Source organism: Mycobacterium sp. UM_WGJ (assembly GCF_000455125.1).
Lineage (GTDB): Bacteria > Actinomycetota > Actinomycetes > Mycobacteriales > Mycobacteriaceae > Mycobacterium.
In genome coordinates, this window is record NZ_AUWR01000020.1 from 17,090 (window position 1) to 36,650 (window position 19,561).

The window sequence follows — 19,561 nt, forward strand, 5'->3', positions numbered from 1 at the left end:
TCCACGCGAAGGAGAGGCGTATGCGGTTCGCGTTCACCTACCCGATCATCACCCATCCCTGCCATCCGGAGCTGGTTTCGCCGCAGGCGGTGAGCACCGTTGCGCGGGCCGCCGAAGCCGCCGGGTTTGACGCCATGGGTTTCACCGACCACCCGGCACCGACACAGCGCTGGCTCGACGCCGGCGGCCACGACAGTCTCGATCCCTTCGTGGCGATGGGATTCGCCGCGGCGCATACCGAAACGATCCGGTTCATCCCGAACGTCGTTGTCTTGCCCTACCGCAACCCGTTCGTGGTGGCGAAATCGGGTGCGACCCTGGATCTGTTGTCGGGGGGAAGGTTCACCTTGGCCGTCGGTGTGGGCTACCTCAAGGGCGAGTTCGCCGCTTTGGGGGTGGACTTCGAGGAGCGCGCCGCACTGGTCGAAGAGAGCCTGGACGTCATCCGAGCCATCTGGACCGGTGACGACGTCTCATTCGAGGGCCGGCATTTTCGCGCCCGCGGGATCACCGCGCACCCGCGACCGGTCAGCAGCCCCCATCCGCCGATCTGGATCGGCGGAAACACCGGCAAAGCGCGTCAACGGGTCGCGACACGGGGCCAGGGCTGGGCGCCGTTCCCGGCGTCGCCCGGCCTGGCCAGCACCGCCCGCACTGCCGAAATGAATTCGGTCGAAGCCCTGACCGCGGGCATCGACGACCTGAAACGGCGCTGCGACGAGGCCGGCCGTGACTGGGCCGCCATCGACATCTGTTTCTCGAACCTCGTCGGCGGCCGTCCCGGCTACGACGGCTTCGATCCCGGCGCCTACCTGGACGGCCTGGGCCGGCTGGCCGAAGCCGGCGTGACCTGGGTACAGGTCACCGTTCCCGGCGACAGCCTCAGCCATACGGTCGAGGCACTGGGCCAGTTCGGCGAATCGGTGATCAGCACATTGTAGGAACGTCTCGCCGGTACCCTTGCCAGTTGTGACGCGTTCCGCTTCGCGCCGCGACCTGCTGAGGTATGCCGCGTTACTTCCCCCGGCGCTGGCCGTGCCCGGCGTCCTCGGGGCGACGGTCGGCGCACCGAGGTCCCGTGCGAACGGGCTGCAGGTCATTGATTTCGCCCACCGGCTGGTGCCGCCCGACCAGATCAAGGCCGCCGGATTCGACGGGGCGATGGTGTACGTCTCCGAGCTCCGTCCGGGCGCCACCTTCGACTTCAAACCCGTCACCCGCGACTACGCCGACGGGCTGCGTGCCGCCGGCCTGCAGGTCGCCAGTTGCTACCAGTTCGGCAAACCAGGCTGGACACAGTCGCCGTCGGACTTCACCCGGGGTTACGACGGCGGCGTGGCCGATGCGCAGACGGCGCTGCGGCTGCATGCCGCGGCCGGGGGACCCCCGTCGGCGCCGATCTACTTCAGTGTCGACGAGGACATCGACGCCACAACATGGAGGAAGCTGGCGCTCCAATGGTTTCGCGGGATCAACTCCGTCCTGGGCGTTGACCGCACGGGCATCTACGGCGGCGCGCGCCAATGCACCTGGGCGATCAACGATGGGGTGATCGGACAGTCGACCAGCCCGGGTCACCGGTGGGCATGGCAGACCCGGGCATGGTCGCACGGAGACCGCGAACCGGCAGCCGTACTCTTCCAACGAGACATCGTCACCGCGACCGAGCCGGGTTTCGTCATCGACGGCGCGCATGTGGATGTCAACGACGTCCTCGCAGCGGACTTCGGTCAATGGGACCTCGCCCGACCACAGGGGGAACTTTCGTGATCGGCACATCCTGGGACGCGCCACGGGTGGCCCGGTGGTCCGGCATACTGGGCGCCGTCCTGCCCGCGGCCACGTTGCTGGCTTACCCGATCTGGTCTTTCCCGGAAACCCGAACGCAGGCCGTCGACGTGGCGCGGTGGACCATGGTTCACCACGACCGGTTGGTTGTGGCGATGGCGCTCAACACCATCGGCGTCACGCTCTGGTTCGTCTTCGGGGCCGCGGTGTGGGCCTACCTGCGGGATCGGCTGCCCATGAAGTCGATCCTTCCGACCTGCTTCGCCGCCGGCTTCATCGGATGCCTGACGCTGCTGCTCAGCGGGTTCACCGCCTTTGACCTCCTGCTGTACCGGCGCCGCAGTGCCGACGCGGCGTCACTGCTTTACGACCTGACGTTCGGACTGCTGGCCATGTCGGGGATGCCCCTGGTGGTGGCGCTGGGCGCGTTCGTGATCGCGGTCTATGCGCGCCAGGCGTTGCCGGCCTACACCGGTCACCTGGCACTGGCTGCCGCCGTGGTCCATCCGGTGCTGCTCCTGACGTTCGTCTTCCGCAGCGGCCCGCTGTCGCTGGAGGGCTACTCGATCACCGCGATGCCGGCATTCTTGTTCGCCTGGATCCTCGGGACGGCGCTGGCAATGCCCCGCTCCAGCGCTGGCGCACCCCCGGGCACGGCGTCAGCGCAACGTCGCGGGTCCGGCGTGCGGATCACCTCGCCAGGGCGCTAGCAGCAGTTCGCAGGCGCGCCGCATGTCGCGTTCGGCCTGCGCCGGCGTCGTCTCACCCATCACCGCCCAAGACAAGATGCCGTAGGCGCACTGCTCGACCAGTAGCGCCAACTGGGTGTCCCGCCGTGCGGGCCGAGAGATCCCGGCCACCGACAAGATGCGGGCACGCAGGTTGAAGTCCCCGGTTGCCGGCGACTCGGACCGGCGGGCATTGACCGAGATGACCATTGCGCGAGCCAGCCGAGGCCGCGCGAGCATCGAACGGCAGATGCCGACCATGAGGTCGGTGACGTCGGCCGCCGGGCAGCCCGTCGGCGAGTGCGACGGGCCGGCGGTCCGGGTGTAGTGCAACAACAACGCGCTGAACAGGTGATGCTTGGTGGGGTAGTAGCGGTAGAGGGTTGCGATCGACACCGCCGACCGGTCGGCCACATCCTGCATCCGAACGGCTTCCAGCCCGTCGCTGGCACCGAGCCGGGCCGCCGTGGCAAGGATGCGTTCGCAGCGTTGCCGTTGCGCGGCCGTGGTGGGAACAGCGGCGTCGCGCTCAACCGGCGGGCGGGGCATCAGAAGCTCGGGGGGCCGTTGCGAGCAACTTCTGCATCAGCCGATGCGAGGCGAGCACAGCTTCGGCCCGATCTGTGATGGCGTGCACCGCAGGACTGTCGGCGTGGGCCGAGATGACGTGCACCGGTCCCCGCGGAAGCTGTTCGAGCCCTTCACGGGCGACATCGGCCGGATCGGACACGCGCAGCCCCGGCAGGTCGAAGTTGAGGCCGGCCCGTGCCATCGCAGGCGTCCTGGTCACCCCGAGCACCAACTCCAGGACGTGCACGTTGTAGTCGCGCAACTCCAGCCACAGGCCCTCGGCGTAGATCCTGCTGAACGCCTTCACGCCCCCGTATACGGTCTGCCGCGCTGAACCGAGATACCCGGTCAGTGACCCGACCAGCAGCAGGCCACCGCGCCGCCGGCTGCGCATCGGTTTCCCGAAATGGTGGATCAGCGCCAGCGGCGTCCGAACGTTCAGGTCGAGCACTCGCTCGAAGGCCGCCAGGTCGCCGTCGAGGAACTGTGTGCTGTGAGTGTTGGCGCCCGCGTTGTAGATCAGCAACCCGACCTCGATATCCGACGTCGCCTCGCCGATCCGGGCGACCGCATCCGCGGCAGTCAGATCCACGGCCAGCTCACGGACGCGCACGCCACGCGTCCTGCATTGATCGGCGGTGTCGCGCAGCGGGTCTGGCTTGCGCGCGACCAGGACCAGATTGATGCCGGCGTCGGCCAGCTGGAAGGCGAACTCGGCGCCGACGCCTTCCGAGCCGCCGGCGACCACAGCCCAGGGGCCGTACTGCTGTACCCACCCGGGTTGACCACCGCTAGACAAGAGACGCCTCCATAACTAAAATTCATTCTAGTTTAGCTCCATGAGGCTATCCCACTCGCGCGGCGCAACGAAAGGCGTAGAGCCCTTGCGGTACAACGGTCCCCGGATTCGGTCCCGCTGATGCGGCTTGGCTTGGCGACACCGGTCGTCATCCAGGTCCCTGGCGCAGCCTCGAGCTGGGAAGCCGACGGCAACGTCGAGGACATCAGCCAGATCGCCGCGGCGGCAGATGAACTCGGCTTCGCCTACCTCACTTGCTCGGAACATGTCGCGGTGCCCGCCGAGGCCGCGGCCGGTCGCGGGACGACCTACTGGGACCCGTTGGCCACGCTCTCGTTTCTGGCCGCCCGCACCCGCTCCATTCGGTTGGTGACATCGGTTGTGGTGCTGGGCTACCACCATCCGCTGGAGCTCGCCAAACGGTACGGGACCCTCGACCGGCTCAGCGGCGGCCGGCTGACCCTCGGCGTCGGGGTCGGATCGCTGCGTGAGGAGTTCGACCTGCTCGGCTGCGCGTGGGATGACCGCGGCGCCCGGGCTGATGACGCAATGAAGGCGTTGCGGGCGTCGCTATCGACCACCCACCCCGCCTATCACGGCGCCTTCTACAGCTTCGACTCGATGGTCGTGCAGCCGTGCGCGGTACAGCAGCGAGTTCCGATCTGGGTCGGCGGACACACCCGCCGTTCGCTTCGGCGGGCGGTGGACCTGGGTGACGGCTGGACGCCGTTCGGCCTGCGTATTGAGGAGCTGACGAAACACCTTGGCTCTGTGGATCTCCCGGACAGCTTCGCAGTCGTGCTGTCGACGCCGCCGCTGGACCCGATCGGGTCCCCGCAGCAGACCCTCGATCGGATCGGCAGGCTCGCTGACGTCGGTGCCACCGATGTCAGTTGTATGATCGCAGCGCGCTCTTCGGCGCACTTCCGTGACCAGCTGATCGCACTGGCGGAGTTGGCCGACCTGTCGCCCCGGGTCGGGCGATGATCGAGCAACGGCTGGCCGAACTGGAGCGGCGCCTGCAGCAGGTCGAGGACGAGCGCGCCATCGAGCGGCTGATCGCGTCCTACGGCCCGCTGGTGGACGCCGGCGACTCCGAATCGACTGCGGCGTTGTGGCAACACGATGGGGTCTACGACGTCGAGAACTGGTTGATGAACGGCCGCGAGGAGATTGCGGCGATGGTGCACTCTCGTGGTCACCAGGATCTGATCGCTCGCGGATGTATGCATTTTCTGGGCCCGGCGGTGGTCACCGTGACCGGTGACGAGGCGGTCGCCGTGTGTGACTCGATGCTGCTGGTCAAACAAGGCAACCAGTTTCGCGTCGCGCGCGGCGGCGCCAACTACTTTCACCTCGGCCGGGTGGCGGGCGCGCCCGGCCGGTGGCAGATCGTCAGGCGGATCACCCGGATGCTCGACGGCACCGAGCAGGGTCGTGCGCTGTTGGTGGACGGCATCGCTGGGCGCATCCGTTAGGCAAGCCCGCGCGTATCAGCCGAGGCGGCGGGAGTCGGGTCGCACAGCACGGCGGCTAGACTTCGCGGAAAAGCGTCTATCCGCCGATACGGCAGGGGAGATTAATGGATCTGCGGTGGTCGGAGGAAGACCGGGCGTTTCAAGCGGAGGTGCGGGATTTTCTCGACCAAAAGCTGACCCCGGAGCTGCGGCGCGCGGGTCGGCTGATGACCAGCGTCTACGCCGATCACGAGGCCAGCATGGCGTGGCAGGCGATTCTGCATGAGCGGGGTTGGGCGGCGCCCGCGTGGCCGGTGGAGCACGGCGGCTGTGATTGGAGCCTGACCCAGCACTACATCTTCAGCCGCGAGTCGACGCTTGCCGGTGCACCGTCGTTGTCGCCGATGGGAATCCGGATGGTCGCGCACGCCATCGTCCGGTACGGAACGGACGCACAGAAGGACTACTTCTTGCCCCGGATTCTCACCGGTGAGGTGTTCTTCTGTCAGGGGTACTCCGAGCCGGAAGCCGGATCGGACTTGGCCGCTTTGTCGATGGCCGCCACCGTCGACGGTGACGACCTGGTCTGTACCGGCAGCAAGATCTGGACCACCCACGCCGGCGAGGCGAACTGGATGTTCGCCCTGGTACGGACCTCCCGGACCGCCAAGAAGCAGCAGGGCATCACGTTCGTGCTGATCGACATGACCTCGCCCGGCATCGAGATCCGGCCGCTGGTGATGACCTCCGGGGAAGAGATCCAGAACCAGGTGTTCTTCGACGAGGTGCGGGTCCCCAAGACGAACGTCATCGGAGAGATCGACAGCGGCTGGACCGTCGCGAAGTACCTGCTCGAATTCGAGCGCGGCGGCGGCGCGGTGGCCCCGGGCCTGCAGGTGGTGGCCGAGGAGATCGCCACGGCGGCCAAGGACCAGCCGGGACCGCGCGGTGGCAAGCTCGCCGACGACGACGCCTTCATGCGCAAGCTGGCGGACGCGCGGATTCGCGCCGAGGTATTGGAGATCCTGGAATACCAGGTGCTCACCGCCGTGGCCGAGGGGCGTAATCCCGGAGCGTCGTCGTCGATGCTGAAGATCTTGGGCACCGAGTTGAGCCAGGAACTGACCGCGCTGGCGTTGGAGGCGGCCGGACCGCGCGGACGCATCTATCAGCCGCATGTCACCGCGCCTGGAGGGCCGATCGCCGACTACCAGCCGCCCGCCGACGGATATGCGTCTGGCGAACCGTGGCAGGCGGTGGCTCCCCTGCGCTACTTCAACGACCGGGCCGGCTCAATCTACGCCGGTAGCAACGAAATTCAGCGGAATATTCTGGCCAAGGCGGCATTGGGGCTCTAATGGACTTCAACGTGAACACTGAGCAGCAGATGCTGCGTGACGGCATCACCAAGTTCCTCGCCGCGCGCTACGACCTCGAGACGAGCCGCGCCGCGGCCAAGACCGGAGCCGGCTGGCAGCCCGAGATCTGGCGCGCCTTCGCCGGTGAACTGGGCATCCTTGGCGCGACACTCCCCGAAGAGTTCGACGGAATTGGCGGCGGCGCAGTCGAACTCATGGTCATCACTGAGGCGCTCGGGCATGCGCTGGTGATTGAGCCCTATGTCGACACTGTGGTGGTCGCCGGCGGTCTGCTGCACCGCTCCGGCAGCCCGGTCGCAGCCGGCGTGCTCAAGGAGCTGGTCGCCGGTACCGCGGTGGCGGCCCTGGCCGCCGCGGAGCCGGGTTCGGCCGACCGGTGGCAGGATGCGGAGACCCTGGCGCGCCCCGATGGGGACGGCTGGGTGCTGAACGGCTCGAAGATCATGGCTGTGGCGGCACCGCTGGCCACGCACCTGCTGATCACCGCCCGCATCGAGGGTGAAGACGGAATCTCGCTGTTCCTCACCGAGGCCGACGCCGCGGGAATCACCCTGCATCCGTATCGCACCATCGACGACCGCAGCGCGGCCGACATCACCTTCACCGATCTGCGGCTCGGCGCCGACGCCCTGCTGGGCGAGCGTGGCGGTGCGTGGCCGTCATTGGCGCAGGCCCGGGACGAGGGCGCCGCGGCGATCTGCTCCGAGGCGGTGGGCTGCATGCGGAAAGTCTTGGCGGACACCGTCGAGTACTGCAAGCAGCGCCAGCAGTTCGGGCAGCCCATCGGCAGCTTCCAAGTTCTGCAACACCGGATGGTCGACATGTTCATGGAGGTGGAGCAGTCGGCTGCCGCGGTCTACCTGGCGATCCTCAACCTCGAGGCCGACGAGGCAACCCGGGCCCGTGCGGTGTCGGCCGGCAAGGCCACCATCGGCCGGGCGGCCCGATTCGTCGGCCAGGAGGCGGTGCAGCTGCACGGCGGGATGGGCATGACCGAAGAGTTGGCGATCGGCCACTACTTCAAGCGGCTCACCGCAATTCAATACGAGTTCGGAACCACCGACGCCCACATCGCCCGCTACGCGGAGCTCACAAAGGCGTAGGCCGACTACTTCCGCAAGTGCTGCGGGCAGTACGCATTGGCGGAGACGGCCGCGAACTTCGCGGCGCCGTCCATCGTCAGCCCGGGATTGTCGGCCGTGAGTTGTTTGACGACCTGCAAACCCGTCTCGCCGTTGTTGGCCATGCTGCAGACGGCATGGCCGGCCACAATGGCCTGATCGCTACCGGCGAAGGTGAGCCCCGCGGCTCGTAGGTCAGACAGGAAAGCGGCGTCACCGCCGTCGCCGTCGCCGGGATCCGCGTACGCCGGCGCGGCGCACCCGATGACGGCGGCAATGCCCAAGATCGCTAACACGCTGCGCATATCGTTCCTCCTACGTTGCATGCTGTGCAATCCCCCTACTGCGACGTGATGAGACGGGCGATCTCGATGTAGAGGGGAATGCCGATGGTGACGTTGTAGGCGAATGTCAGACCCAGCGATGCGGCCAACGGCAGGCTGGGACTGGCTTCCGGGATCGCCAGTCGCTGGATCGCCGGCACCGCGATGTACGACGCCGCGGCGCACAGCACGGCGAACAGAACGTACGTGCCCAGCTGGAAATGGACGCCGGTCAGCTGCGAGTAGGTGTGTGCGACAAACAGACCCAGCGTTGCGAAGAGGTTGGGAGCCAGCAGGCCGAAGAGGATGAAACCACGGCCGGCGGACTTCAGGTCCTTCAGCTTGCGCGCCGCGGTCAACCCCATCTCGAGTAGGAAGAGGCACAACACGCCCTGGAACGCGGTGACGAAGACCGGGTCGTCCACACCGGTGACCTTCGAGCCCTGCAGGCCACTGATGAAACCGATCGCGATGCCACCGAGCAGCAGGCAGATGCCCGGGTTGAGGAAGACCTCTCGCACCAGTTCCCGGCTGATCAGGCGCCCGTTCGAGGCCACCCCGGTCTCCACGCGACGCTCGGGGCTCGTCTCGATGGCCAGGCCGCCGGTGGGGTCACCGGCCTGCGTGGCGCCCACGGCTGTCGGGACCGAAACGGCCGGCACCGTGTAGCCCGGCTCGTGGGGCATGTTGCCCGACGCGTCCATACCGCGGTGGCGCAACCGGGCGACCAGGAACAGCGCCACCAAGCAGCCGGGGATCTCCATGATGGCCAGCATGACCGGCATGTAGGCGTCGAAGGCCATGCCGATGGTGGCCAGTACGCCCATGCAGGTGGCGAAGGTTCCGGCCGAATCGGAGCCGTAGTAGCCCGCGACCGTTGCGCGGTCGACTTCCCGCATCTTGGTCAGGTACTTCAGCAACAGGTAGGCGATGGTGCCGATCAGGAAGTTCAGCACGAAGCCGGTGAGCATGAATCCGAGGATTCCGCCGACCTGGGACAGGTCGATGCCGGCGAGCTCCTCGCCCCCGTGCCAGCCGATGGCCAGCAGCAGGTACATCGTCAGGCCCTGATACATCGCGTTCGGAAACTCGAAGGGCACCTTGGCCAGTGCGAGCAGGAAGCCGAAGTAGAAGAACAACAACAGTGGCTTGAACAGGTTGTGCGTGAAGTTCTGCCAGAACTCGAGAAGCATTACTCTCTCTTTTCGGGGAAGGGGGAAGGCTTTTGGCGCCGTTGGTGGGCGTCAGCTGTGGGGCGTTGCGGCTTTCTTGGCGCCCTTGAGGTGCACGGCGTGAACGCCGGGTTTGCGGGACAGTTCGTCAAGCAGTTCGTCGAGTCCGGCCTGATCGACGTTCCAGTGTTGGACCGCCTCGGGTTGGCTCTGCAGCTTGGCGATCACCGCGTCGAGCTTGACCGGAGTCTTGGCCTTGCCGCCCTGGATCCGGATCCGCCCGGAGCCGGCGTTCGCGGTCCGGGGGCTGGCACTGCCCAGGGCACCGCCGGCCATGCTGCCCAGTGCCGCCTGGTTGAGCAGGCCGCCGGCCATTCCCGCGGCCGGGGCGGCAGCCAGGCCCGCGGCGGGCGCGCCGGTGGCCGCCAGCCGGATCGCCGGGCTGGCAGAGGCCCAGCTCGGCGGGACAGACAGGTTGCCCACCAGGTTCGCCTCCGACATGGTGGCCGACACCGTCGAGGCAAGACCTGCGGAGGCGGCTCCGGCACGAAGCCCGGCGCCGAGCCCGCTGAGCGGCAGGCCTTCGAAAACCCGGCCTATCGGAGTTCCGAACTTGAGGAAGTTCTGGATCGGGAAGTTCACTAGCAGCGAGACGTCGTTGAATGGTGTGGTCAGCCCCGCCGGACCCTTGAAGGCGGCGAACAGCGACGCGAAGTTGGCTGGAGCACTCGGGTTGCCGGTCAGCTGGACGAGCAGGTTGTTGACGAAGGTGTTGTACTGGGTCGCCAGGTCGGCCAGGAAATCCAGGATCGAGTTGCTGCCCGAGGTGGCTGCCGCCGACCCCGTGCTGGCCGCCGAGGTGGCTGCGGCGGTCCCGGTGGTGGTCTGCGGAGGCTCGGTGAACGCGGTGATCTTGGTGGCCGCGGCGGCCGATGCGGCATAGGTCTGCATCGCAGCGGCGTCCTGCGCCCACATCTCCAGGTACTGGGCTTCGTTGGCCGCGATGGCCGCGAGATTCTGGCCGAGGAAGTTCGTGGCGTACAGCATCTGGTTCTGGGTCCGGTTGGCCGTGACGACTTCCGGCGGAACGACCGCCGCGTGCGCCGCTTCGTAGGCGGTGGCCGCGGCCTGCGCCTGGGCGGCCGCCTGCGCCGCGGTGGCCGCGGTCGTCGACATCCAGGCGGTGAAGGGCTGGGCGGCCGCCGTCATCGCCGCCGCCGACGGACCGGTCCACGATTCACCGGTCAGCGAGGCGAGCACCGCGTCGTATTCAGATGCCGCGGTGCTTAATTCGCTGGCGAGACGACCCCACGCCGTGGCGGCGGCAATCAGCGGCCCGGAGCCGGGGCCGGCGTACATGTTGGTCGAGGTGATTTCCGGCGGGAGAAAAGAGAAGTACATTTCGACACCCTTATCTGGTCGAGTGCGACTGAGTCGGCTGGGGGAGGCCACGTTTCGTCATCGCGGGGTCATTCGTCGAGTGCCGGAATGACGATGATGGTGGCCGCCGCGGGATCGGCTTCACCGGGCGGAATGGGGCCGAAGGCATCGGACCCGCCGCTGTTGCGCAGCGACCGGGTCACCGCGCCGACGGACTGGGTCGCGGTGCCGCCCAGGCCGCGGCCCAACAGGCTGGACAGTGCCATCTCGCCGAACATGGCGTCCTGACCGGCGACGGCCGCCATCGGGGCGGCCTCCAGGGTTGCCGGCAGTGACGAAGCCATGCTGACCAACTTGGTCGCGGGTGCCGCAACTGTCCATGATGCCGGCACCGAGAGCTTGCCGACCGACGCCGCGTTGCCCAGTACACCTGTGGCACTGCTCAGGCTTGCCGCCGGTAGTGCTGTTTGTGCGAGCGGTGCCAGCGGCAGCAGCGCTCCGGTGATGGCTTTCGGGCCGGCGAAGAAGGACTGCGCAGCCATCGAGTTCATGATCCAGGAGTACAGCTGCCCGAACGCCAGCCAATAGCCACCGGGGATCGTCGACCAGCCGAGCGGGGTTGTGGGCCCGGTCAGTGTAGAAAAGATCAAGTTCCAGTTGGCTAAGAGATCCGATGGTGTTGTCGCCGCCGCGGTCCCCATGGGGTTGGAGACCAGCGACTGCAGTGCCTGGGGCATCGCATTCAGCAGCTGGGAGACCTGCTGCGAGATGTTGGAGGCCGCCGAGTTTCCGGTTGCCTCTGCCGTCGCTGCCAACTGGTTGGCCGCGCCGGCCGGATTGGTGGTCTCCGGGGGCTGGCTGAACGGGCTGAGCTGCGTTGCCGCCGCGGCCGAGCCGGCGTAGCCGTACATCGCCCCCGCGTCCTGCGCCCACATCTCCGCGTAGTGAATCTCGGTGGCTGCGATCGCCGGCGTGTTCTGCCCGAGGAGATTCGTCGCGATCAGGGTTACCAGCTGCATCCTGTTCGCTGCCACCACCGGCGGTGGCACGGTGGCCGCGAAGGCCGCCTCGTAGGCTGCTGCCGCGGCGCGGGCCTGGTTGGCTGAGAGTTCGGCTTGGGCGGCGGTCGTGCTCATCCAGGTCACGTACGGCTCGGCTGCGGCGGCCATCGAAGTGGACGACGGGCCGGACCATTCGCCCGTAAGGCTCGATACCACGGACTCGTAGGACGAAGCCGCCGAACCCAATTCCGCGGCGAGCGCATCCCAAGCTGAAGCGGCCGCCAGCAGGGGGCCGGAGCCCGCACCCGCGTACATCCGTCCGGAATTGATCTCCGGCGGCAATGCAGCAAAATCCATATCGGGTGACTCCTTACGTCACGCGTCTTGACTGTCGACGCTCGAAACTCGCGTAGAAACCCGAACGCTAGACGGCCGTTGTCTATTCGAGGTTCCTGCGATGTAAACAGCGTGCGACTTTTTCAGTTGATAGTGGTAGCAGTACATCTTCGAAAACTGTTGTGAGGCAGCTGTCATCAGGCTATCCGCGGCGATTCCCCGCTTACATCAAGCTTTTTGACGGCTCTAATGCCCTAATTTCCAAACGAGAGAAATCGCAGCCGATTCGAGTTATCCGGCTGCGTCATCAGCCGGTTTGTCGAATCCGGTCTACGCCTCTACGTTCGGCGAAATTGTTCTTCACAAGCGTCATCTCAGTCGGACTGATCGTACGCAGTGTTTACTGGAAACTAGCTGTCAGCGAACTGGCTCTTCCCTGTCGCTGTACTGCAGGCGTCCTGCCAGGCTTGAAGATCCTCGTACCGAGCCGAAGGTCAGCGGAAGCGGACGTTCATGGTCGCCAGGCCGAAGATCTTCCGGCTCTCGGACTTCGCGGCGACCAAAATGACACCGCTGCGGGTCTCCGGGTCCAGCGACTTGATCCGGCCGCTGAATTCGATGTCGGCGCCTTCCTTGGCGGACACGATCGCGGGCGCGGACAGTCGTACGGCGTAGCGGGTGACCGCGCCCGGGTCGCCGGTCCAGGAGGAGGCGAAGCCCGCGCCCAGGCCCATGGTGAGCATGCCGTGGGCAATCACATCGGGGAGACCGGCCAGCTTGGCGATCTCCTCGTCCCAGTGGATGGGGTTGGCGTCGCCGGCGACACCGGCATAGTTCACCAGGTCGCCCCGGGACAGCCGGGTGTGATGCACCGGCAGTGCGTCGCCGACCTTCACGTCGTCGAAGGAGGGTGTGGCAGGGGTGCGGGTCAGGCCGCCCTCGGAGATCCGGACTTCGCCGGCGGGCCGCACCGTCTTTTCGTAGCGGGCGGCCGATTCGCCGACGTCAAGGATGTTGACGTCGTGCATCATGGCCCGCTGCACCGCGGTCTTGACCTCCGGGCCGATGTCCTCGGCGGTGACACCGACGACGGTGGTGTGCAGGGTGTGCACCACTTCCCCAGCCGTGTCGGTGAAGGTGTTGGTGACGGTGATCAGGTCGCGGCCAGCGATTCGCCGCACCGAGGTCAGCTCGACGTCGATGGTCAGGTCGTCGCCGTCGACGATCGGGCGGTGCTGCTCGAAGACCTCTTCGGTCTGCATGTAGGTGTCGTAGCCGACGACAACGGATTCGAACATGCGCCGGTTGCACGCCATGCCCGGGGTCGAGGTGAACGTCAACGGCGCCACCAGACCCGAGTAGCCCATTTCCGCGGCAGCGGCGACGTCCCAGTGTGCGGGGTGATAGTCCTGCACGGCGCGCGCGTACTCGCGGACCTTCTCCCGGCCGACCACGTAGGTGCCGTCCATCTGGTAGTAGTGGCCGACCCGCGATTCCAGCGCCGACGTCTCTGCTGTGGTCATGAGTTGACTCAACCGTTCTATCGGCTGGTTTGCGGAAAGCCGACTAAAGCACCCTAGCGGGGACCGCGAGCGCGGCGTAGCCGGGCGCTGCGGGTCGCCGCCGTTGGGTCAGCGGGGACCGCGAGCGCGGCGTAGCCGGGCGCTGCGCCGTTGTCGGGCAGGTGATGGGTGGCCACCACCACCGTCCGGTCGGCTTCGAACAGCCCGGGCGCGGCCAAGACGGCCCGCAGCAGGTTGTTCGCGTCGGTGGCGTCGAGGTGCTCGGTGGGTTCGTCGAGCAGCACGATCCGGGCCGGCGAGAGCAGGGCCCGGGCCAGTAGCAGGCGCCGCCGCTGCCCCGCCGACAGGGCGTCGGCGCCGCCGGCCAGCACGGTGGCCAAACCGTCCGGCAGACCCGCCAGCCACTGCCCGAGCCCCACCCGGCTCAATGTGCTGACCAGCTCGTCGTCGCGGCAATCGCCCCGCGCCACCAGCAGATTGTCCCGGACTGTGGTCGCGAAGACGTGTGCGTCTTCGGCGAAAAAACTGATCGCGGATCGCAGGTCCGCTTCGGAAAGCTCCTGCAGTACGGTCCCGCCGACGGAAACGTGACCGGTCAGCGGTGCCAGCAGTCCGGCCAGGGTCATCAGCAGCGTGGTCTTGCCGGCTCCGCTGGGACCGGTGATGGCCAGCCGGTCTCCGGGCGCCAGCTCAAGCCGCACGGGCACGGACTGATCCCGTCGATATCCGGACCGCAGATCGGCGTGCAGCGAGGGCGGGGTGGCCGAATCCGCCCGCAGGGCTGCCGGCGTGTCCGCCGTCACGGGGTCGGCCGGTGCCAGGTCGAGCAGCCGCGTCGCCGCGATCCGTGCACGGGTCAGGGCGACGGCGGCGCCCGGCAGGGCGGTGGTCGCCTCGAACGCGGACAGCGGCAACAACATCAGAATTGCCACGGTGGTAGGTGCCACGGCATCGGCCAGTCCGATCCCGGCTACCACGGCGCCCAACACGCTGACCCCGATCGCGGCGGTGGGCAGGGCAGCGGCGATCGCGGCCGGTTCGGCGGCCCCGTCCAGAGCCGCGCCCCACGCCTGCTGCCGGCGTTGGGATTCGCCGATGACGGCGGGCAGCCGCCCGGCGATCCGGAGCTGGGGGGCGTGGTCGAGTGCGTCCATGGCTGCGACGTCACGCTGGGCGAGGTGGTCGCGGGCCGTGTGTTCCTGCGCCGCGGCGGCCCGCGCGGCCAGCCATGGTGCCACGACACCGGCGACCAGCAGGCAGACGGCCAGCACCATCGCTGCCACCGGCGAGATCACCGCGATCACCGCGGTGGCGACCACGCCCAGCACCGCGGCGACCCCGATCGGCAGCAGGGCACGTACCAGGACGTCTGCCAGCTCGTCGACATCGGCGCCTACCCGCGCCACCAATTCACCACTGTGCAACCGCACGGCGTTCTGCACCGGGCCACGGGCCAGTCGCCGGTAGAGCTGTCCACGGGCGGTGCCCGCGGCCCGCAGCGCCGCGTCATGGCTCACCAGCCGCTCGCAGTAGTGCAGTACGCCGCGCGAGATCGCGAACGCCCGCACCGCCACCACCGCGATCGACAGGTCCAGCACCGGCGGCATCTGCCAGGCCCGCGTGATCAGCCAGGCCGAGATCGCGGCCAACGCGAGCGCACTGCACAGCGACAACGTCGCGAGCTGGCCGGCCAACAGCAGCCGCGGCAGGCGCGGGCGCAGCAGCGCGACGGCCTCCCGCAGCGGATCAGGCCGGCGCATGATCTGCGGTTCCCACGCTGTGCACGGTGACGACCCGGTCGCCGATCGCCAGCACCGGTGTTCGGTGGCCCACCACCACGACCGTCGCTCCGGCGCGCGCGCGTCGCACCAACTCGGCCAGGACCCGTCGTTCGGCGGCGGCGTCCAGGTGGGCCGTCGGTTCGTCGAGCAACAGCACCGGCGCTGTCGAGCCCAGCGCTCGCGCCAGCCCCAGCCGCTGCCGCTGCCCCAACGACAAGCCGACACCACCGCGACCCAACCTGGTGTGCAGCCCGTCCGGCAGCCCAGCGATCACGTCGTCGAAACCTGCAGCGGCGCATGCGGTATCGGTGTCGATGAGATTGCCGAACAACGCGAGGTTGTCCGCCGCGGTGCCCGGGATCAGCGCCGGACGCTGTGGCAGCCAGGACAGTTGGGCCCACCACGCCGGCTGGTCGAGGGCGGCGATATCGACGCCGCCCACCGTGATGCGTCCGGAGCTGGGTGTGGTGAGGCCGGCGATCGCCGCCAGTGTGGTGCTCTTGCCGGCGCCGTTGGCTCCGGTCAGCACGGTGACCTGGCCGGGTTCGATCACTGTGGTCAGGCCGGCCGGCGCAGCGCCGTCTCGGCCGGCGACGCTGAGCCGATCGAGGCGAATCGGGGCACCACGCGCGGCTACCGTGCGGGTTCCCGGCGCTTGGCGGGGAGGTTCACCGATCAGCGCAAAGGCCTTCTCGGCGGCGGCGCGCCCATCCTGGGCCGCGTGAAACTCCAGCCCGATCCGGCGCAGCGGCCAGTACACGTCGGGTACCAGCAGCAACACCGTCAGCCCGGCGGTCAACGTCATCTCGCCGAACACCAGGCGCAGGCCGATGCTGACGGCCACCACCGCCACGCTCAGCGTGGCCAGCAATTCGAGCACCAGCGCCGACAGGAACGCGATCCGCAGGGTGGCCATCGTCGACCGGCGCTGCGCATCGGACAGTTCGGCGATACGGCGCTCCGGCCCGGCCGCCCGCCCCAGTGCGCGCAGGGTCGGGATGCCGGCGATCAGGTCCAGCAGCCGCGCCCGCAAGGTCGTCATGGCCGCCAGGGCCGCCGCCGAGCGATCCGCGGTGGCCAGGCCGATAAGCACCATGAACACCGGGATCAGCGGCAGCGTGATCATCACGAGCACCGCCGCGCGCCGGTCGTAGCAGGCGATCACCAGCACGGTCACCGGGGTCAGGATCGCCGCCAGCAGGAGTGCGGGCAGGTAGGCGGTGAAGTAGGGACGCAGTCCGTCCAGTCCCCGGGTGACGACGGTTGCGGCGGCGTCCCGTTCGGTGGCCAGCCGGCGGGGGGAGCGCGCGGTGACCGCGGTCAGCACTTGTCCGCTCAGCTCGGCGATCACCGCGCTGGCTCCGCGCTGGCCCAGGCGGGCTTGCAGCCAGTGCGCCAGGGTGCGCGCCGTCCACAACAGCGCGAGTGCCGCCAGCAGCGGTGACCAGTGCGCGATGCTGCGTGTCGACGGTTCGGTGATCACTCCAGACACGATGTCGGCCAACACGATCGCGGACCCGATTGCGCAGGCCGAGATCACCACCCCGCAGCCCACCATGGCCAGCAGAAAGCGGCGCACCGCCGTCGATGCCTGCCAAAGCCGCGGGTCCAGCGGCGCCCGAGCTCCCCGGGCGCTCAGGACGGCTGCCTCGCCAGCCCGATGGACGGCGGAATCTGATCCGCTGAGATCCGTTGCCGGAACACCCAGTACGTCCAGCCCTGGTACACCATCGCCAGCGGGGCGAAGATCACCGCGGCCCAGGTCATGATCTTCAAGGTGTACGGGGTGGACGAGGCGTTGTAGATCGTCAGGCTCCACTGCGGATCCAACGTGGAGGGCAGCAGGGCCGGGTACAGGGCGCCGAACAGCAAGACGACCACCGCCGCGACGACGACGGCGCTGCAGGCGAAAGCCCAGCCGTCGGACACCCGGCGCCGCACCAGCGCCACCGCCGCCACCTGCGCCACCACCGCGACGCCCAGCACCAGCCACGTCCACCCGGTGCCGTAGGCGAGTTGGGTCCACACCCCGAAGCCGCCGACCAGCGCGGTCACCGGTAGCGCGAGCCGGGTCGCGAAGCGGTGCGCGTCATCACGGATCGCCCCGGAGGTCTTCAACGCGGTGAAGACCGCGCCGTAGAACAGGAACAGTCCGCCGGTGGCCAGACCCCCCAACACGGTGTAGGCGTTGATCACGTCGCGCAACGCCAGGCGGACATGGTGATCGGCGTCTACCGGCAGGCCTCGGACCAGGACCGCGAACGCCACGCCCCACAGAATCGCCGGCAGCCAGGAACCGGCGGCGATGCCGAAGTCCGCCCAGGCTCGCCACTTCGGGTCGTCGACCTTGCCGCGCCACTCGATGGCGACGGCCCGCACGATCATGCCGAACAGGATGGCCAGCAGCGGCAGGTACAGCGCCGAGAACACCGTGGCATACCAGCCCGGGAACGCGGCGAACATCGCGCCGCCGGCGGTGATCAACCAGACCTCGTTGCCGTCCCAGACCGGGCCGATGGTGTTCAGCGCGGCCCGACGGTGCGCTTCCGCTGAACCACCGGTACTGACGCGGCCGAACGGTGCCATCAACATCCCCACCCCGAAGTCGAAGCCCTCCAAGACGAAGAATCCGAGAAACAGCACCGCGACCAGTACGAACCACACCTGTTGTAGGTCCATCGCGATGACCTCCTTCTACGTCAGTAGGCGAACGACAGTGGCGCCACGTCGTTCTCGCCGGGCGGCGCCGGCGGAGCGGGTTCGGCGTCGTGCTCCAGTGGTCCCTCGGCCACGTAGCGTCTGATCAACCAGAACCAGATCACCGCGAGCACCGCATAAACCAGGGTGAACATCACCAGCGAGGTGACCACCACACCCACGCTGTTTCCCGACACGCCCTCGGCGACGGTCAGCCGTACATTCGGGTCCCCGGTCGGGTTGGGGACGACAACCCAAGGCTGGCGGCCCATTTCGGTGAAGACCCAGCCGGCGCTGTTAGCCAGGAACGGGGTCGGGATGGTCAGCAGGGCCAGCCAGGAGAACCAGCGCTGGTTCGGGATCCGCCCGCGGCGGGTCAACCACAGCGCGGCAAGCGCGAACAGCACCGGTAACAGCAGCAGGCCGATCATCGCGCGGAACGACCAGTACGTGACGAACAGGTTCGGCCGATAGTCGCCGGGGCCGAACTTCTGCTCGTAGTGCTGCTGGATGTCGCGGACCCCGTCGAGCCGAACGCCGGTGAATCGGCCCTCGGCCAGGAACGGCAGCACATAGGGCACCTCGATCACCCGGGTCAGGTGGTCGCAGTTGTTCTGCCGTCCGACGGTCAGCACTGAGAAGCTCGGGTCGGTGGCGGTGTCGCACAACGATTCCGCCGACGCCATCTTCATCGGTTGCTGGACGAACATCAGCTTGCCCTGAATGTCGCCGGTGAAGAACAGTCCAACCGCGGCGGCCAGTGCGACGAGGCACCCGAGGATCGTTGCCGGCCGGTACAGAGTGGCCGCGTCACTGCCGGCGGTCTGCGGGGCGCCGTCGGCACGGGACCGGACCATCCACCAGGCGCTGACCGCGGCGACGAACGTCCCGGCGGTCAAGAACGCGCCGGCAACCGCGTGCGACAGGGCGGCCTGGGCGGTGTTGTTGGTGAACAGCGCCATGATGCTGTCCAGTTCGGCGCGTTTGGTCTCCGGATTGAAGTGAGCGCCGACCGGGTGCTGCATGAAGGAGTTGGCGGCGATGATGAAGAACGCCGACACGTTGGTGGCGATGGCGACGACCCAGATGCACGCCAGGTGCACCACCCTCGGCAATCGGCTCCACCCGAAGATCCACAGCCCGATGAAGGTGGACTCGAAGAAGAAGGCGGCCAGTCCCTCCATCGCCAGTGGTGCCCCGAACACGTCGCCGACGAACCGCGAGTACTCGCTCCAGTTCATGCCGAACTGGAATTCCTGCACGATCCCGGTAGCGACCCCCAGCGCGAAATTGATCAGGAACAGCTTGCCGAAGAACTTCGTCAGCCGATACCAGGCGACGTTGTCGGTGAGCACCCACACCGTCTGCATGACCGCGACCAACGGGGCTAAACCTATGGTCAGCGGCACAAAAATGAAGTGATAGACGGTGGTGATCCCGAACTGCCACCGCGATACGTCGACAACATCCATGGGCGATCTCCCGGAGCTGCAGGGCAACTACTAC

General features: G+C 67.8%; 18 protein-coding genes. 7 read left to right on the forward strand and 11 right to left on the reverse strand.

The genetic code is table 11. The annotated features are described in order from the left end of the window. The first annotated feature begins 20 nt into the window (after positions 1-20). Genes N416_RS0108190 through N416_RS21445 form a run of 3 tightly spaced genes read left to right on the forward strand, consistent with a single transcriptional unit; the run spans position 21 to position 2,498 of the window. Positions 21-941: an LLM class F420-dependent oxidoreductase gene (locus tag N416_RS0108190; protein ID WP_024441629.1), complete on the forward strand. Its 921-nt coding sequence runs from the start codon at positions 21-23 to the stop codon at positions 939-941. 28 nt (positions 942-969) lie between these two features. Continuing rightward, positions 970-1,770 carry a DUF1906 domain-containing protein gene (locus tag N416_RS0108195; protein WP_081654504.1) on the forward strand — a complete coding sequence of 267 codons (801 nt, stop codon included), beginning with the start codon at positions 970-972 and terminating at the stop codon, positions 1,768-1,770. Continuing rightward, on the forward strand, positions 1,767-2,498 hold the full coding sequence (locus N416_RS21445) for a hypothetical protein (protein WP_024441631.1): 732 nt from the start codon (positions 1,767-1,769) through the stop codon (positions 2,496-2,498). The genes N416_RS0108195 and N416_RS21445 overlap by 4 nt, the downstream gene beginning before the upstream one ends. On the opposite strand, the gene N416_RS0108205 is transcribed toward N416_RS21445, so the two are convergent. Next, complete coding sequence (locus N416_RS0108205; protein WP_024441632.1) at positions 2,448-3,065, reverse strand: TetR family transcriptional regulator; 618 nt, start codon at positions 3,063-3,065, stop codon at positions 2,448-2,450. The genes N416_RS21445 and N416_RS0108205 overlap by 51 nt on opposite strands. Further along, positions 3,046-3,885: an SDR family oxidoreductase gene (locus N416_RS0108210; RefSeq protein WP_024441633.1), complete on the reverse strand. Its 840-nt coding sequence runs from the start codon at positions 3,883-3,885 to the stop codon at positions 3,046-3,048. Before N416_RS0108210 ends, N416_RS0108205 begins: the two co-directional genes overlap by 20 nt. Positions 3,886-4,005: 120 nt before the next feature. Between N416_RS0108210 and N416_RS0108215 the strand changes: the two genes are divergently transcribed. The 4 genes from N416_RS0108215 to N416_RS0108230 all read left to right on the forward strand — a co-directional run bounded on the left by N416_RS0108215 (position 4,006) and on the right by N416_RS0108230 (position 7,824). Next, a complete protein-coding gene (locus N416_RS0108215) occupies positions 4,006-4,872 on the forward strand; it encodes an LLM class F420-dependent oxidoreductase (RefSeq protein ID WP_024441634.1) in 867 nt (288 codons plus the stop codon). Next, the gene (locus tag N416_RS0108220) at positions 4,869-5,363 is read left to right on the forward strand and encodes a nuclear transport factor 2 family protein (RefSeq protein WP_024441635.1); all 495 of its coding nucleotides are present in this window, start codon (positions 4,869-4,871) and stop codon (positions 5,361-5,363) included. The genes N416_RS0108215 and N416_RS0108220 overlap by 4 nt, the downstream gene beginning before the upstream one ends. A gap of 104 nt (positions 5,364-5,467) precedes the next feature. Continuing rightward, positions 5,468-6,700, forward strand: coding sequence for an acyl-CoA dehydrogenase family protein (locus N416_RS0108225; protein ID WP_024441636.1), 1,233 nt, complete (start codon positions 5,468-5,470; stop codon positions 6,698-6,700). Further along, positions 6,700-7,824: an acyl-CoA dehydrogenase family protein gene (locus tag N416_RS0108230; RefSeq protein ID WP_024441637.1), complete on the forward strand. Its 1,125-nt coding sequence runs from the start codon at positions 6,700-6,702 to the stop codon at positions 7,822-7,824. The genes N416_RS0108225 and N416_RS0108230 overlap by 1 nt, the downstream gene beginning before the upstream one ends. 5 nt (positions 7,825-7,829) lie before the next feature. On the opposite strand, the gene N416_RS21450 is transcribed toward N416_RS0108230, so the two are convergent. From N416_RS21450 to N416_RS0108275, 9 genes are all read right to left on the reverse strand, one after another. Beyond that, the gene (locus N416_RS21450; protein ID WP_036457547.1) at positions 7,830-8,147 is read right to left on the reverse strand and encodes a DUF732 domain-containing protein; all 318 of its coding nucleotides are present in this window, start codon (positions 8,145-8,147) and stop codon (positions 7,830-7,832) included. Between the two features lie 35 nt (positions 8,148-8,182). Continuing rightward, entirely contained in the window at positions 8,183-9,358 is a 1,176-nt protein-coding gene (locus tag N416_RS0108240; RefSeq protein ID WP_024441638.1) for a sodium-dependent bicarbonate transport family permease, read from the reverse strand. Between the two features lie 51 nt (positions 9,359-9,409). Beyond that, entirely contained in the window at positions 9,410-10,738 is a 1,329-nt protein-coding gene (locus N416_RS0108245; protein ID WP_024441639.1) for a PPE family protein, read from the reverse strand. Positions 10,739-10,806: 68 nt separating this feature from the next. Next, positions 10,807-12,075 carry a PPE family protein gene (locus tag N416_RS0108250; RefSeq protein WP_024441640.1) on the reverse strand — a complete coding sequence of 423 codons (1,269 nt, stop codon included), beginning with the start codon at positions 12,073-12,075 and terminating at the stop codon, positions 10,807-10,809. 473 nt (positions 12,076-12,548) lie between these two features. Beyond that, entirely contained in the window at positions 12,549-13,577 is a 1,029-nt protein-coding gene (locus N416_RS0108255) for a fused (3R)-hydroxyacyl-ACP dehydratase subunits HadA/HadB (protein ID WP_024441641.1), read from the reverse strand. Positions 13,578-13,630: 53 nt separating this feature from the next. Continuing rightward, positions 13,631-15,337 (reverse strand): thiol reductant ABC exporter subunit CydC, encoded by a 1,707-nt coding sequence (gene cydC, locus N416_RS0108260; RefSeq protein ID WP_024441642.1) that lies wholly within the window; start codon positions 15,335-15,337, stop codon positions 13,631-13,633. Further along, the gene (gene cydD / locus N416_RS0108265; protein ID WP_024441643.1) at positions 15,324-16,937 is read right to left on the reverse strand and encodes a thiol reductant ABC exporter subunit CydD; all 1,614 of its coding nucleotides are present in this window, start codon (positions 16,935-16,937) and stop codon (positions 15,324-15,326) included. Before cydD ends, cydC begins: the two co-directional genes overlap by 14 nt. A gap of 56 nt (positions 16,938-16,993) precedes the next feature. Beyond that, positions 16,994-18,037, reverse strand: a complete 1,044-nt coding sequence (gene cydB / locus N416_RS0108270; protein WP_024441644.1) for a cytochrome d ubiquinol oxidase subunit II — start codon at positions 18,035-18,037, stop codon at positions 16,994-16,996. Positions 18,038-18,057: 20 nt separating this feature from the next. After that, positions 18,058-19,527, reverse strand: coding sequence for a cytochrome ubiquinol oxidase subunit I (locus tag N416_RS0108275; protein WP_024441645.1), 1,470 nt, complete (start codon positions 19,525-19,527; stop codon positions 18,058-18,060). Positions 19,528-19,561 lie beyond the last annotated feature (34 nt).